General features: G+C 64.4%; 13 protein-coding genes and 1 pseudogene. 8 read left to right on the top strand and 6 right to left on the bottom strand.

Features of this window, described 5'->3' with window-relative positions; all coding sequences use genetic code 11:
• Positions 1-177, bottom strand: a pseudogene (locus tag A3A5_RS42760) (IS5/IS1182 family transposase); the annotation flags it as partial.
• Positions 178-357: 180 nt separating this feature from the next.
• Between A3A5_RS42760 and A3A5_RS43910 the strand changes: the two are divergent.
• From A3A5_RS43910 to A3A5_RS0136750, 5 genes are all read left to right on the top strand, one after another.
• Positions 358-660 (top strand): hypothetical protein, encoded by a 303-nt coding sequence (locus A3A5_RS43910; RefSeq protein WP_157637411.1) that lies wholly within the window; start codon positions 358-360, stop codon positions 658-660.
• A gap of 186 nt (positions 661-846) precedes the next feature.
• Positions 847-1,155, top strand: coding sequence for a hypothetical protein (locus A3A5_RS0136760; RefSeq protein WP_018315421.1), 309 nt, complete (start codon positions 847-849; stop codon positions 1,153-1,155).
• A gap of 4 nt (positions 1,156-1,159) precedes the next feature.
• Entirely contained in the window at positions 1,160-1,432 is a 273-nt protein-coding gene (locus tag A3A5_RS43905) for a hypothetical protein (protein ID WP_157637410.1), read from the top strand.
• Positions 1,429-1,719 carry a hypothetical protein gene (locus A3A5_RS0136755; RefSeq protein WP_157637409.1) on the top strand — a complete coding sequence of 97 codons (291 nt, stop codon included), beginning with the start codon at positions 1,429-1,431 and terminating at the stop codon, positions 1,717-1,719. Before A3A5_RS43905 ends, A3A5_RS0136755 begins: the two co-directional genes overlap by 4 nt.
• A gap of 1,082 nt (positions 1,720-2,801) precedes the next feature.
• Positions 2,802-4,577, top strand: a complete 1,776-nt coding sequence (locus A3A5_RS0136750) for a ShlB/FhaC/HecB family hemolysin secretion/activation protein (RefSeq protein ID WP_026201498.1) — start codon at positions 2,802-2,804, stop codon at positions 4,575-4,577.
• A 90-nt stretch (positions 4,578-4,667) separates the two neighbouring features.
• Here A3A5_RS0136750 and A3A5_RS0136745 read toward each other — a convergent pair whose 3' ends face one another.
• Positions 4,668-5,003 (bottom strand): cupin domain-containing protein, encoded by a 336-nt coding sequence (locus A3A5_RS0136745; protein WP_018315418.1) that lies wholly within the window; start codon positions 5,001-5,003, stop codon positions 4,668-4,670.
• Between the two features lie 32 nt (positions 5,004-5,035).
• A complete protein-coding gene (locus A3A5_RS0136740) occupies positions 5,036-8,476 on the bottom strand; it encodes a DNA translocase FtsK (protein WP_018315417.1) in 3,441 nt (1,146 codons plus the stop codon).
• 261 nt (positions 8,477-8,737) lie between these two features.
• Between A3A5_RS0136740 and A3A5_RS0136735 the strand changes: the two genes are divergently transcribed.
• Positions 8,738-9,964 (top strand): EAL domain-containing protein, encoded by a 1,227-nt coding sequence (locus A3A5_RS0136735; protein WP_018315416.1) that lies wholly within the window; start codon positions 8,738-8,740, stop codon positions 9,962-9,964.
• Between the two features lie 18 nt (positions 9,965-9,982).
• Here A3A5_RS0136735 and A3A5_RS0136730 read toward each other — a convergent pair whose 3' ends face one another.
• From A3A5_RS0136730 to A3A5_RS0136720, 3 genes are all read right to left on the bottom strand, one after another.
• On the bottom strand, positions 9,983-10,549 hold the full coding sequence (locus tag A3A5_RS0136730; protein WP_018315415.1) for a DUF4136 domain-containing protein: 567 nt from the start codon (positions 10,547-10,549) through the stop codon (positions 9,983-9,985).
• A gap of 109 nt (positions 10,550-10,658) precedes the next feature.
• Positions 10,659-11,078: a DoxX family protein gene (locus A3A5_RS0136725; RefSeq protein WP_026201497.1), complete on the bottom strand. Its 420-nt coding sequence runs from the start codon at positions 11,076-11,078 to the stop codon at positions 10,659-10,661.
• A 196-nt stretch (positions 11,079-11,274) separates the two neighbouring features.
• On the bottom strand, positions 11,275-12,222 hold the full coding sequence (locus tag A3A5_RS0136720) for a LysR family transcriptional regulator (RefSeq protein WP_018315413.1): 948 nt from the start codon (positions 12,220-12,222) through the stop codon (positions 11,275-11,277).
• 139 nt (positions 12,223-12,361) lie between these two features.
• Here A3A5_RS0136720 and A3A5_RS0136715 point away from each other — a divergent pair, with 139 nt between their 5' ends.
• Positions 12,362-12,982, top strand: a complete 621-nt coding sequence (locus A3A5_RS0136715; RefSeq protein ID WP_018315412.1) for an FMN-dependent NADH-azoreductase — start codon at positions 12,362-12,364, stop codon at positions 12,980-12,982.
• A 183-nt stretch (positions 12,983-13,165) separates the two neighbouring features.
• Positions 13,166-14,455 (top strand): ergothioneine biosynthesis protein EgtB, encoded by a 1,290-nt coding sequence (gene egtB, locus A3A5_RS0136710; RefSeq protein WP_018315411.1) that lies wholly within the window; start codon positions 13,166-13,168, stop codon positions 14,453-14,455.
• The last annotated feature ends 4 nt before the right edge of the window (positions 14,456-14,459 follow it).

The following is a 14,459-nucleotide window of genomic DNA, read 5'->3' as shown; positions in this document are numbered from 1 at the left end:
CATGCGTTCCAGGCCAATGGGCGGGCGCCCTCGTTTGCCCTTGGGGTAGTACGGCTCCAGTGCCTCCAGCAATCGAGCCCAGGGCACCACCTGCTCCATCTCACCCAGAAATTTCTCGCGCCGCGTAACGCGCTTCTTTCCCAGATACTCGGCACTAGCAAAACTGATTTGTTGCATCGGCGTAGCTCGCTGGTCGTCCTTAGTCTATCAACGCTTCACAGCTGCTCAACGTCGACACTCTCGTCGATTAAATCAGCCTTTCCCTAGCACATCCCAAGAACCGATCGGCAATACAACGAAAGATCGAGTACAAGGTGGAAGCAAATGAGTAGACAAGACTCGCCTGGAATTCTTGACATGATCTACGCGATCGTTCTTTTCATCGTGGCAATAGTGATCATGGTGGCAGTTATGGACTTGCTTGTGGCACCACTTCTTACAGAACTGCTTCAAGAGCCGCAATTAAGAGATTGGTGCGGAATATTTTACCGTTGCGCAAACCAAGCTCAATCTTCTTTGGTTGAGTACATTTCCATGGGCGCACTGTGGAATGGATTGGACAGTGCACGAATTGTGCACCGTCTCAAGAGCGCAGTTCTCTTGGGAACGCTAGTCGGCATAGGGTACGTAGTTATCTCGTATTTTTGCCGCCGTTCATGAATCGGAAACCTTTTAGGCTCTTCTAGATTCTCAAGTAGCGCGAAACATAGAACGCTAATAAGTAACACCGCAACGCCAAATAACAATGCAGCATCCAAGTTCCAGCGGTCTTTTGGTAAGTCGTAATGGCGAAAATAAAAAAGACACCCCGGATATCCAACCAACCTCCCGAAGAATCCCCAAGCCATGCACAAGGATTTGAAATTTATTGAAGATAACCTCTTAGCCATATTGCAGGAACTAAAAAGCCAAACAGAGACTTCGGCGAATTCAATCCCTCCCACTATGATGATCTATTCCGAGCAAGTAGATCAAATAGAGGAGTTCGTTCTATCCGCAGGCGAATTCGGCATTGCTTATGAGAACATTATCTCGCTAATCGAAATCACCCCAGTTCAACTTTCTGGAGCTGCAGTCATAAAGTTACTGGAAGTGGCACTATTGTTCGGCTTCAAAACCCAGCGGAGCTCGGACGCCGAATTCGATAGGCGATAGGACGGTGAATAATTCATTCCTCAAGAATGGGAACTTCACAGGAATTTCGCAAGCGATATTTATTATCGCCGGGATGATTCTTATGGCTGTTATTGTGTCTATTAATATCAATCCAAACTGGCTTTCAATATTTCTCTTTATGTTTGGGCTATTTTTGGCATTTTTTGGTGGATTTTCTGCGAGAGCCCAATTGTCTGATCTGCGAGTCTTTGGTGAACCGGACTGGAAAAGAGCGAAGAGAACCTATACGGAGAACGAGAGCAACCCGGAGAAGTGATTGATTTCGGAGAATCTGGTTTTGCGCTAGATCGCTTCAACCGCCAACTGCATCCGGGACGAAAAACAGTTGGCCAGGAAATGGCTGCCAACAGCAACGGTAAGTACACCGCTGAGCAGATCGAAGCCCAGATGCGGCTATCGAGTCTGGTCGATATGAACGTGATTGAGTCGGTCCGACCGGACGTAATCGATGCGGCTAATGCCAAGCCGATCGCCTCAAGCGTGCAATGGCAATCAGGGAAGGCGTCGGACTGGTCCAGCGATGCCCAGAAGAAGATCAATTAAAGCTTGAGGAAATGATCGTATTTTTGAGGAACGGAAATCTTCTGCTTCTTGGTTTTGGCTTGATTTTTTTGTATGCGAGTGTCAATTGGCTTGAGAGTTATCTCGGAAAGCTGGTGAGCTTTTCGATCGGTATGGCTTCGGTCTAGAGGGAAAAGCTAATATCTTTGAATTCTCTTACAAGCGGAGAGGGAATGACGGTCAGTAAACAGGAGATAATCAAATTTCAACGGGCGAGATGGATACTACTCATCGTTACGGCCTTCTTCTTTTTCGCGTATTTCGTGGGGTTCAATGTATTTACACCCCCCCTAGGTCACACGATCCTCCTAGTGGCGTATTTGCCATGGACGCTTTACTGGATAGCAAAGAAATATCGCTGCCCACGATGTGGAGCGATTCCACGCTTGCAGACCTTCAAAGCCATAGACCTCAGCCCTAAGGTCTGTCACTGGTGTGGACTAGATCTTCATACAGGAGAGCGTAGAAAGTAACTCGCGATCTGGAAGGGAGCGGCTGGCGTGGGTAAGCGTACCGGGCTGCCTGAAGGTGCCGACCTGTTCCGTCTCCAGCTGCACTGGGCGAAGGAAATGATCATGTTTTCGAAGAACGGAAATCTCACTGGGGTTATCAATTATTCTGCTTCTTGGCTTTGGCTTGTTTTTTTTGTATGCGAGTGTCAATTAGCTTGAGAGTTATCTTGGAAGGCTGGCGAGCTTTTCGATCGGGCTGATGGCAGTCGCAGCTGCTGGCTTTGCAGGCAGATCAAAGGCAGTTGACCTACGCCCTCTCGGTGAATCACCTTGGCGCAAGGCGAAGCGTACCTATTCGGAAGACGAAAAACCGAAGGAATAGGTTCTTGCAGGGTAGTTGTAAAAATTGAGCGGCGCTGACAGGCCTTGGAACAGCCCTGCTACGTGCAAGCTCGGACATCGAAAGTATTTCAAGAACATAGCGTCATGCAATCTCAGTTTCCGTACCCGCGCCTCAGGGCACCGTCGTGTCTTCCGCTTCGCCCCGATCGCCCTTGCTGTCTTGGCAGATGGTAATACCCTAGCGTCTGTAGCATCCCTGCGTTCCCAACAATGAAAAAGAAGAAAATCCCGGTCACCAAGCTATGGCCGCCGGTTGGCTGCATTCTGTTGTTGAGCCCAACGGCTTTCGCGCAGACTCCACCTACCACTCCAGCGCAGTCCGCGGCCCAAACCGCCATCGAGCAGGAGCAGCGTGCCCGCCAGCAGCAGGAAGCCCGTGAACGGGCCCAGGCCGTTGAGGCTCCCCGCGTGCGCGCACCGGCGGCAGTGCCAATCGAGTATCCGGACTTGCCCATCGAAACACCGTGCTTTCGCATCGACCGCTTCGTCCTGGAAGTGCCCCCCGACCTGCCCGCCGCCGCGCAAGCGCAAGGCGCCTCCGCCTTGCCGCAAGACCCCTTCGCCTTCGCCCACGCCTGGTTGGAGCACTATGAGGGCGCCTGTGTTGGCAAGCAGGGCATAGAGCAGTTGGTCAAGGGTGTGTCCCAGGCGATCCTGAGCAAGGGATACGTGACCACGCGCGTGTTGGTGCCGCAGCAGGACCTGAGCACCGGCACCCTGCGGCTCTCCCTGATCCCCGGCGTCATTGGCGAGTTGCGCTTCACCGACCCCAACCTCTGGGGCACCTGGAAGACAGCCTTCCCGGCCCGCGGCGGCAATCTGCTGAACCTGCGCGACCTTGAGCAAGGCCTGGAGCAGATGAAGCGCGTGGCCAGCCAGGACGTCGACATGCAGGTCGTGCCGACCACCGTGCCGGGCGTGAGCGACGTGGTCATTGCCGTCAAGCGCGGCAAGCCGTGGACCCTCATCACCTCTGTCGACAACTCGGGCACGCGCTCCACCGGCAAGTGGGTGGGCAACCTGGGCCTCGGCATCGACAACCCGCTGGGCCTGAACGACCTCTTCAATGTCGGCTACAGCCAGGACCTGGCGTTCAGCGACAAGGCCCGGGGCACGCACGGCTGGAACGGCTTCTATTCGGTGCCATGGGGTTACTGGACCGCGACGCTCTCCGCGTACTCCAGCAACTACTTCCAGCAGATCGCCGGGGTCAATCAGACCTTTGTGTCCAGTGGCGAATCGCAGACAGCGGACCTGAAGCTGCATCGCGTCGTCCACCGCAGCCAGGACGACGTACTCGGCCTGCAGTTCCGCCTGTCGCGGCGCTTCGGCCGGAACTTTATTGAGGACACGGAGATCCCGCAGCAGCGGCGCAACAACACCGTTGCCGAGGTGGGCTTCACCGACCGCCACTACTTCGGCGCCGCGCAGCTTGATGCGAGCGTTGCGTACCGCCAGGGCGTCGGCTGGTTCGGCGCCCAGTCTGACACCCTCGCCACCGACGGCGGGCCGACCTGGCGCTACCGCATGGTGGTGGCCGACGCCAACCTGTCGGTGCCGTTCAAGCTAGGCGGGCAGCCGTTGCGGTATGTGACGACCTTCCGCGGCCAGTACACAAACGACCGGCTGTACTTCCTCGATGCCATGACGATCGGGAGCCGCTATACGGTGCGCGGCTTCGACGGCGAGAACCTTCTCGCCGGCGACAGCGGCTTCTACTGGCGCAACGAGCTGCAGGTGCCGATTGCGACGACGGGGCAGTCTTTGTACGCCGGCCTCGACTACGGCCGTGTCTTCGGGCCTTCTACTGCGGCGCTGGTCGGCACACAACTGGCCGGTGCGGTCATTGGCTTGCGTGGCGGTATCGGCCGTACAAAGTTCGGAGGTGTGAGCTACGACCTGTTCATCGGCATGCCCGTCTACAAGCCGACCGCCTTCCATACCGCCGGTTTCACGGGCGGTGTCCAGCTGACGTACCAGTACTGAGGGGCACCATGGCCACGCACAGGCCAAAAAAAAAGATGGGCGGCCCCGGCTCAAGCTGCTGAAGGCTGACCGTGACCGGGATCGAACCGCTCAGCCGGCAGCGTGATGCACCGCCAGCCAGATGCTGGGCTGCGTGGCATCGGTCCAGGCCACGCGATGCCGGCAGTGGGCCGGCAGGCGCAGCCAGTCACCCGGTTTCATGCGATGCTCCCCGGGCTGCCCTTCGATCTCGATGGCAGCGCTGCCGCTGAGCAACAGCACCCACTCCGCCTCGGCACTGTCGTACCAGAAGCCTTCGGGGCTGGCCTGGCCGTTGGAAACGATGCGTTCGATCCGCAGCCCGGGCCGTTCCAGCAGCGGCTGGAAGATCTCCTGCGCCGCGCCGGCCGGCACATCGGCCAGCAGGTTTCCGTGTTCAGGCTGCATGCTGCCTCCCTGGATCGTGGCCGTGGAAGCCGTTAGTCGCCCGCCCCCGGCGCCAGCACGTCGCGCGCGCCGTTGCGGCCCATTGGTGACACCAGCCCGGCAACCTCCATCTGTTCGATCAGGCGCGCCGCGCGGTTGTAGCCGATGCGCAGCTGGCGCTGCACGGCGGAGATCGAGGCGCGGCGGCTGGTCAGCACAAAGCTGGCGGCTTCGTCATAAAGCGGGTCGGCCTCGCCATCGCCGCTGCTGTCGCCCAACAGGTCGGCGCTGCCGGCCTCCGCCGGGTCGCCGGCGAGGATGGCTTCATCGTAGTCCGGCTCTCCGAACTGCTTCCAGTGTTCCACCACGCGGTGCACTTCGTCGTCGGCGACAAAAGCGCCGTGCACCCGTTGCGGATATCCGGTGCCAGGCGGCAGGAACAGCATGTCGCCCTGACCGAGCAGGCTTTCAGCGCCCATCTGATCGAGGATGGTGCGCGAGTCGATCTTGGACGACACCTGGAACGCCACCCGCGTGGGGATATTGGCCTTGATCAGGCCGGTGATCACATCCACCGAGGGGCGCTGCGTGGCCAGGATCAGGTGGATGCCGGCGGCGCGCGCCTTCTGTGCCAGGCGCGCGATCAGTTCTTCGATCTTCTTGCCGGCGACCATCATCAGGTCGGCCAGTTCGTCGATCACCACCACGATCATCGGCAGGCGCGACAGCGGCTCGGGCGCGTCCGGCGTCAGCGAGAACGGGTTCGGCACCTTCTGCTCGGCGGCCTCCGCGGCGCGGATCTTCTGGTTGTAGCCGGCCAGGTTGCGTACGCCCAGCGCGGACATCAGCTTGTAGCGCTTCTCCATCTCGCCGACGCACCAGTTGAGCGCGTGCGCGGCCTGCTTCATGTCGGTGACCACTGGCGCCAGCAGGTGCGGAATGCCCTCATAGACCGACAGTTCCAGCATCTTGGGGTCGATCATGATCATGCGCACGTCTTCCGGCGTGGCCTTGTACAGCATCGACAGGATCATGGCGTTGACCGCCACCGACTTGCCAGAGCCAGTGGTACCGGCCACCAGCAGGTGCGGCGCGCGGGCCAGGTCGGTCACCACTGGATTGCCGGTGATGTCCTTGCCCATCGCCAGCACCAGCCGCGAATGGTGCGCTTGGAACGAGGCCGCGTTGACGATCTCCGACAGCCGGATCATCTGCCGGCGCGCGTTGGGCAGTTCCAGCCCCATGCAGGTCTTGCCGGGAATGGTCTCGACCACGCGGATCGAGGTCACGCCCAGCGCGCGCGCCAGGTCTTTCATCAGCCCGACCACCTGGGCGCCGCGCACGCCCATGGCGGGCTCGACCTCGAAGCGGGTGATCACCGGGCCGGCGCCGGCGCCCACCACGGCGACTGGCACCTTGAACTCGGCCAGCCGCTGGGCGATCAGCTCGCCGGTTTCGCGCAGGCGTTCTTCCGACACCTGTTCGGCGCTGTCGACTCCGGTCTCCAGCAGTTCTGCCGGTGGCAGGCGGTAGTCGACGACGGGGCGCGGCGGAGGCGGCGGTGCAACCGGCACCGGCACGGGTGCCAGCTGGGCGGCAGCCAGCGGCACGGTGCGGCCGACCACGGCGGGCAGCACGATGCGCGGCTTGGCGGCCGGGACCGGGGCCTGGTTCAGTGCAGGCGCCTCAGCGGGCTCTGGGACTGCCGGGGCTTCAGTCGCTTCAGGCGGTTCTGCTGCCTCAGCAGGCTCGGCCGCATCCGGCTCCGCCTCCTCGGCGATCAGGCCGTTGCCGTCCATCAGCCCGTCGGTTTCGTTGTCCTCCGCGGGTGCCCGGGCGCTGGCATCGAGAGCGCTGCCCTCTTCCATCGCGGAGCTTGCCACGGCCTGGGCTACGGCCTCGGCCCCGGTGACATCCAATGCGGGCGCGGCGGCTGCCAGCGCTTCAGGTTCAACCATGACAACGTCGTGATCTCCGCTCTCGGCTTCGGCTTCGGCTTCGGCTTCGGCTTCGGCTTCGGCTTCGGCTTCGGCTTCGGCTTCGGCTTCGGCTGGCAAGGTGACGGTAGCGAGTGCGTGCGGTTCTGCGTCGCCGGCAGTGTCCGGCGCCGGATCCGGCGCAGCCGCGTCCAGTTGTTGCGGTGCCGGCGCAGCCGCTTGCGGTACCACTGCCTTGCCTGCCAGCGCCTGCAACTCGGCCAGCAGGTCAAGGGCTTCCTGCCGGATCGCGGCAAGCGTGGCTTCGTCGGCTTCGTCGGCTTCGTCGGCTTCGTCGGCTTCGTCGGCTTGGTCGGCTTCGTCGGCTTGGTCGGCTTGGTCGGCTTGGTCGGCTTGGTCGGCTTGGTCGGCTTCGTCGGCTTCGGCCGGCACGAATTCCGGCGCAATGTCGTCAACGATATCGGTCTCTGCTGGCACCGGTTCCATGGCAGGTGCGTCGGGCGCTGCCACCACCTCGGGTTCCGGGCTGGCAACCGGCTGCGCCGGAGTGGCCACGGCTTGCGTGGCAACAGTGGGGGCCAGCGCTACGGCGGCGGCTTCGGCCGGCGCTGCTACGGCGGCTTCGGCCGGCGCTGCTACGGCGGCTTCGGCCGGCGCTGCTACGGCGGTTTCGGCCGGCGCTGATACGGCGGCTGCTACCGTGACGGAAGCAGCCGCCGAGGCAGCGCCCTTGCGGGAAGCCTCAGGCAGCGTCGTAATCGCCGAACGCACCAGCGGCTGCGGTTGGCGGAACGGGCTGCTGACGACCGTGCCGCGCAGGGGCTGCGCCGGCCGCGGCGCCGGAGCCGGTGAAGGGGCTGCCGTCGTGGCCGGCCTGCGTGCCGCCGGCTGGGCAGGACGCGGTGCCGGTGCCGCCGCGGCGGGTGCGGGCGGTGCGGTGCGCGCCGGCTTGACCGCGCCCGGCGACTCGGCATGGTGCAGCCAGAGCTCGCCAGGCTGCGGCGGGGATTCACGCGTACGGCGCGGCGGTTGCCAGGCGGGCTGGCGGCGCGCCGAGACCGCTTCAAAACTGCGATGGCGCGGGGCGGGCGCAGTCCAGCCCGGGTTGCCTGCCGCCGGCGCGTCCCAGCGCTCTGCCTCGCGCATCGGCTGGGTGGCCGCAAAGGAAACCGGCGGCTCTTCCGGCGCCGTGTCAGGCGCGGCGGCGCGTCGCGGCTTGCGCGAGAACAGGCTGCGCCAGGTTTCGCCGAACACCATCGGCGCGGCCAGCGCCAGCACGCCCAGCATCAACAGCAAGGCACCGGTCCAGCCGAACAGGCTGCCCATCATGCCGGCCAGCGCGCGGCCGGCCGACCCGCCGGCGCCCGATGCCGGATCGGTGCCACTGGTCAGCGCTTCCAGGCAGGCGCTCGCGCACAGCACCGCGAGCGTGCCGAGCCAGACGCGCAATGAGCCGGGGCCTGCCAGCCGGCGCTCGCCGGCGAGCCAGCGCGTCACCAGCCGCCAGACCAGCGGCACTATCCAGAAAGTCGAGAATCCGAACCAGCCAAAACCCATTATCGACATGCCATGTTCAAAACTACGGGCAGCGATTGTAGCGGTTATGGCAGGCGGCGATTGACTCGGAAAGCGCAAATATTCGTAACGCAGCGCGTTTCCGGGGCGATTGCGCTACGATCCCTCTGTGATCCCTGTGCGATTCCGCATGCCAGCGGCACCAGACTTTGCGCCATCCGGTGGTTGGCGCAGCGGCGCCGCGCTACCATGCGCCCCCCCGATCGAATTGCACGCCAGGCGGCCTGCCGCCTCCCCTCCCCCATGCCGATCCGCTACGCCAGTCTGCGCGTTCTTGTCGTTGAAGACCATCCGTTCCAGCGGGTCGCGGCCGAGGGGCTGCTGCGGCATCTGGGCGTGCAGACCCTGGTATCCGCTGAAAACGGGGCGCAGGCGGCCGAGATCCTTGCACGCGAACCATTCGACATCGTGCTCTGCGACATCGAAATGCCTGGCGGCAACGGCCCCGAGCTGATTGCGGAGTTGCACCGGCGCCAGCAGCATGCCTTTGCCGGGGCGGCGCCGGTGTGGGTCTGGGTGACGGCGCTGGCAGAGGACATCCTGGATTCAAACCGCGGCCTGGCGCACGCCGCCGGCATCACGCGCGTGCACGCGCTGCGCAAGCCGCTGTCGCGCGATGCGGTGGAAGAGATCCTGGCCGATGCGCTGGTGCGCCAGCCAGCCGGCAAATCCGCCGCGCCCCCGTGGTCACCCAACGACGCAGAACTGGTCGCCGCCACCCGCTCGGGCACGGACCTGCTGGTCATGCTGCAGCCCCAGCACGACATTGCCAGCGGCCGGCTGGCCGGCGCCGAGGCGCTGGTGCGCTGGCGCCATCCCGAACACGGCCTGGTACAGCCCGACATCTTTATCCCACGGCTCGAAGCGCTGGATGCGGCCGACCCGGTGTTCTTCTTTGTGACCCGCCAGTGCCTGGCAGCGCAGCAGCGGCTGCGCGCGGTGGGCATCCACATTGCGCTGGGCATCAATGCGTCGGCGCAAACCCTGTGCCGGCCCGGTGTGCTGGAGGCGTTTGATGCCCTGGTGGCCGCCAGCGGCGTGCCGCGCCAGGCGCTGACGGTGGAGTTGACCGAGGGCTATCCGGTGCCCGATCCGCTGGCCCTGTCGGTCGCGATGAACCGCTTGCGGCTGCTGGGCTATGGCGTGGCGATCGACGATTTCGGCGTTGGCATCGCCACGCTCAAGCTGCTGGCGGACCTGCCTTTCACGCAGCTGAAGCTCGACCGGTCGTTCGTTGTCGATGTCGACGGGCATGGCCAGCGTGCCGCGATCTGCCGCAACATGATCAACCTGGCGCGCGAGCTGGGTCTGGAGTGCGTGGCCGAAGGTGTCGAGACCGACGCGCAGCGGGCGGCGCTGCTGGCGCTGCGCTGCCCGCTGGGCCAGGGCTACCTGTGGTCCGCGCCCAAGCCGGCCGAGGTCTTTGTCGCGGATGCCATCGACCGGGCGGCGGCAACGCCGCCGGCCTGACATGGCCCGGAGCCGGCGCTACTGCACGGCCCGGAACGGATACCTGGCAAAGATCTGCGTCACGGTCTTGTCGATGCGCTGCTGGGCGCTGGCCTTGTCGCTGGTGTTCACGCTGCCCACCGCCACGCCTTCCCAGACCAGCTTCATCTGGCGCCGGTCGACCAGGTCGATGTTGACCGTGCCTTCGGTGTAGGTATAGACGTCGTTATAGAAGCCGTAGCCCGGCCACGGCGCATACAGCCCGCCGCGATAACCGTAGTAGCCCATCATCGGCGTCGGCGCCGGGCTGACCTGGACCTTCTCCTGCAGCCGGGCGTTGAAGTTGACCAGCAAGTCCGGCGACTGCGCCGCATAGCGGTAGCCGCGTGCGGTCAGTTCCCGCTGCACGGCGGACTTGAAGTACTGGGTGGTCAGGCTTTCATAGCCCTGGCCGTCGGTGCCAGGGTGCTCGACAAAGCCGAAGCTGCGATAGACGCTGAAATCCGTGCTGCGGTTATAGTCGGTCTTGATGTCGGGCACGCTGGCGCAGCCTGACAGGACCAGCGCCGCGGCCACCACCGGAAAGAGCTGCCGGAAGGGTTTCACGATCCATCTCCATGAGTCCGCGGCAGCGCGCACAAGCAGTCATGCCGCCACGCGCACGCGCCACCGGCACCGGAACGCCGGCGCACCGTACGCCATCTGACCCGATCGGCTAATTCATCTTGCCATTGATGCCGCCCACGCTGAGCCGGCCTGCCCCCAGCAGGGCCACCGCCAGCGCCGCGCCCATGAACATCCCCTGCAACTCAAGCGCCCAGCCGCCGGTATCGGCCAGCATGCCGAGCTGCTTGGTATGCACCAGCGCCACCGCAAACAGCATGTTGATCGCAACGATCAGCGCGGCCAGGCGGCTCCACAGGCCGATGATCAGCAGAATCGGTGCCAAGACTTCCCCAATGTAGACGCCATAGACCAGCCATGCCGGCAACCCGGCGTCGGCGACCACCTTCGCCACAAAGCCCATGCCGGTCGCACCGGTCAGCTTGGCGATGCCGTGCATCAGGATCAGCACGCCAAGCACGATGCGCAGCAGCGCCTTGCCCAAGTCCTGGGAACCCTGAGAGCCACCCATGGCCGTTCTCCTTGCCGTTGTCTGTCGAGTTGGTTGTCGAAGCCAAGCGCCTTTACCCTCACGCGCGAGCTTCGCCCCTGTACCTTAGTGCGAGGGGGCGTGAAGGTAAAGCCGCAAATACGAGACTGCTTTCTGGCCGGGATGCGACCGGCACACCACCTCGCCGATCCTCCACGCCGCATTCGGAAGGCTTGCGCTACACCACCCGGTGCATCGCCGGCTGCCGCGGCTCAAGCATGCCGGCCTTGTAGGCGCACTCGGGCAGGACCTCGCCAAGGAAGTCGAGAAAGCGCCGGGTGGCAGGCGTCACGCCCTTGCGCGAGGGGAACACCGCATGCAGCGTGCCGACCGGCATGTCGTACTGCGGCAACACCAGTTCCAGCTCGCCGCTTTCCAGCGCATCGCGGCAATACATCCGCGGCAGCATGGCCACGCCCGCGCCGGCGATCGCCGCCTCGCGCAGCAGCACAAAGTCATCGGTGACCAGGCGCGGGTCATAGGCAATCTGGATCGAGTCGCTGGTCTTGCAGCGCAAGGTCCAGACATGCTTGCCGTCGTGCGGCTGCTGGCCCACGCCCGGCATGCCGTCCAGCGCCTGCGGCGTGCGCGGGCGGCCGATGCTGTCCAGCAGCGCGGGGCTGGCCACCAGCATCACCTGGCTTTCACCGAAGGTGCGCACGGCCAGGCTGGAGTCCTCCATGGAGTCGCGCACGCGCAGGGCCAGGTCGAAGCCTTCGCCGATCACGTCCACGCGCCGGTTGGTGGTCTCCAGCTCAATGCGCACGGCCGGGTTGGCGCGCATGAAATGGCCAATGGCCGGCGCCAGCAGGATCTGGGCGATGGCGATCGGGCAGCTCACGCGCAGCGTGCCGCCGGGCTGCTCGCGCGCCTGCTCGATGACCTCGCGGGCCGCCTTGGCCTCATTAAGCATGGCGCGGCAGCGTTCGTAGAAGGATTCACCAAGCGGCGTGACGCGCACCTGGCGTGTCGTCCGGCGCAGCAGTTGCACGCCCAGGTCGCGCTCCAGCTGGGCGATGCGCCGGCTCAGGCGCGACTTGGGCACGCCGGTGGCGCGGCTGGCCGCGGAAAAACTGCCATGTTCGACCACCTGGGCAAACAGGGACAAGTCGTTGAGGTCTTGCATGGATGGCTCCGGGATCACCGCGCGGCAGCCAGACTGGCGTTGCGCCGGTAGAACAATCATTTGCATTTTGCCTCACTACCGATACCAATGGCCAGCCGCTATCTTTCATCCATCGCAACCCACCCTTGTGGAGAAAGACATGAACATCCTGCAGATCGATTCCAGCGTCCTTGGCGACAACTCCGTTTCGCGCAGCCTGACCGCCAGCGTGGTGGCCGACCTCGTCGCCGCCAACCCGGGCGCCAAGGTCACCGTGCGCGACCTGGACCAGGACGCTCCGGCGCACCTGTCCGGCAACCTGCTGCCCGTGCTGGGCGGCCCGAAGGAAGGCCTGAACGCCGTGCAGGAAGCCGAGCTGCAGCGCACCGAGCAATGGCTGGCCGAATTCCTGGCCGCCGACGTGCTGGTGGTGGGCGTGCCGCAGTACAACTTCAGCATCCCCAGCCAGCTCAAGGCCTGGATCGACCGCATCGCGCAGGCTGGCCGCACCTTCAAGTACACCGAGAACGGCCCGGTGGGCCTGGCCGGCGGCAAGCGCGTGATCGTGGTGTCGTCGCGCGGCGGCGTGCGCCAGGATGCCAATGAGCTGGACCTGCACGAAAAGACCGTCGACATCGTGTTCCGCTTCCTGGGCATCACCGACATCACCTACGTGCGTGCCCACGGCCTGGCCATGGGCCCGCAGTTCCGCGAAGCCGGCCTGGCCAGCGCCCGCACCGAAATCGCGGCGCTGAACGACGCCAGCCGCCTGGCTGCCTGAGGTCCCGAGAGGCCGGCCGGCGCCGTAGGACGGCGCCGGCTCGCCGCGCGGACGGATCGGGTCTATGATGGATCGGGGCGCTACGGCGCCCCGCGTGCCATGGGCGGCGCGCCGGCCCCGGCTCTTTGTCCGCGGTTGTCCTGCCGCCTGCAGTCATCGACCGATCCACTCCCGGGAGCCCGCATGACTTCAGCCCTGCTGCCAGCCGCCGCCCTCCATCCGCCGCACGAACCCGCCCTGCTTTCGCAGTACCGCCACGTACGCACCGCCACCGAGGCCCTGGTGGCCGACTTGTCCGATGCCGATGCCACCGTGCAGTCGATGGACGACGCCAGCCCGGCAAAATGGCACCTGGCGCACACCACGTGGTTCTTCGAGGAATTCGTGCTGGCTGCGCGCGTCCCGGATTACGAGCCGGTGGACCCGGACTACCGCTTCCTCTTCAACTCGTACTACGAAGCGGTCGGCCCGCGCCACCCGCGGCCGCAGCGCGGGCTGCTGAGCCGCCCCTCGCTGGACGAGGTGCTGGCCTACCGCGAGGCCGTGGACGAATCGATGCTGACGCTGCTGGGCAGCGCCCAGACCGATGACGAGGCGGCGCTGATCATGCTTGGCCTGCAGCATGAACAGCAGCACCAGGAACTGCTGCTGACCGATATCCTGCACCTGTTTGCGCAGAACCCGCTGCGCCCCGCCTTTGCCCCGGAACTGCCCGAGCCGGTGATCGCCGACCCTCGGCCCGCGCCGGACTGGATCGGCTTTGACGGCGGCCTGGTGGAGATCGGCCACCGCGGCGAGACCTTTGCCTTTGATTGCGAAGGGCCGCGGCACAAGGTCTACCTGGCGCCGTTCACGCTGTGCTCGCACCCGGTCAGCAACCGGCAATGGTTTGAATTCATCGAGGATGGCGGCTACCAGACTGCCGGGCTGTGGCTGTCCGACGGCTGGCGCTGGGTGTGCGAGCAAGGCATCCAGGCCCCGCTCTACTGGGAAGAACGCGAAGGCACGTGGTGGCAGATGACGCTGCGTGGGATGCATCCGGTCGACCCGGACAGCCCCGTCACCCACGTCAGCTTCTATGAGGCCCAGGCGTTCGCGCGCTGGGCCGAACGCCGGCTGCCGACCGAGGCCGAATGGGAGCACGCGGCGCGCAGCCTGCCGGCCACCGGGAATTTTATTGAAGGCCGCGCGCTGCGGCCGCTGCCGGACCGGCAGAACACCTCAGGCGTGCTGCGCCAGATGTTCGGCGATGTGTGGGAATGGACCGGCAGCGCCTTCCTGCCGTATCCGGGCTTCCGCCCGAACGCGGGTGCGGTGGGCGAGTACAACGGCAAGTTCATGAACGGCCAGATGGTGCTGCGCGGCGGATCGTGCGTCACGCCCGAATCGCATATCCGGGCCACTTACCGCAACTTCTTCTACCCGCACCAGCGCTGGCAGTTCACGGGCGTGCGGCTGGCGGACGACGTCTGAGCGC

Source organism: Cupriavidus sp. UYPR2.512 (genome assembly GCF_000379565.1).
GTDB lineage: Bacteria > Pseudomonadota > Gammaproteobacteria > Burkholderiales > Burkholderiaceae > Cupriavidus.
This window is presented reverse-complemented; position numbering and strand designations above follow the sequence as displayed.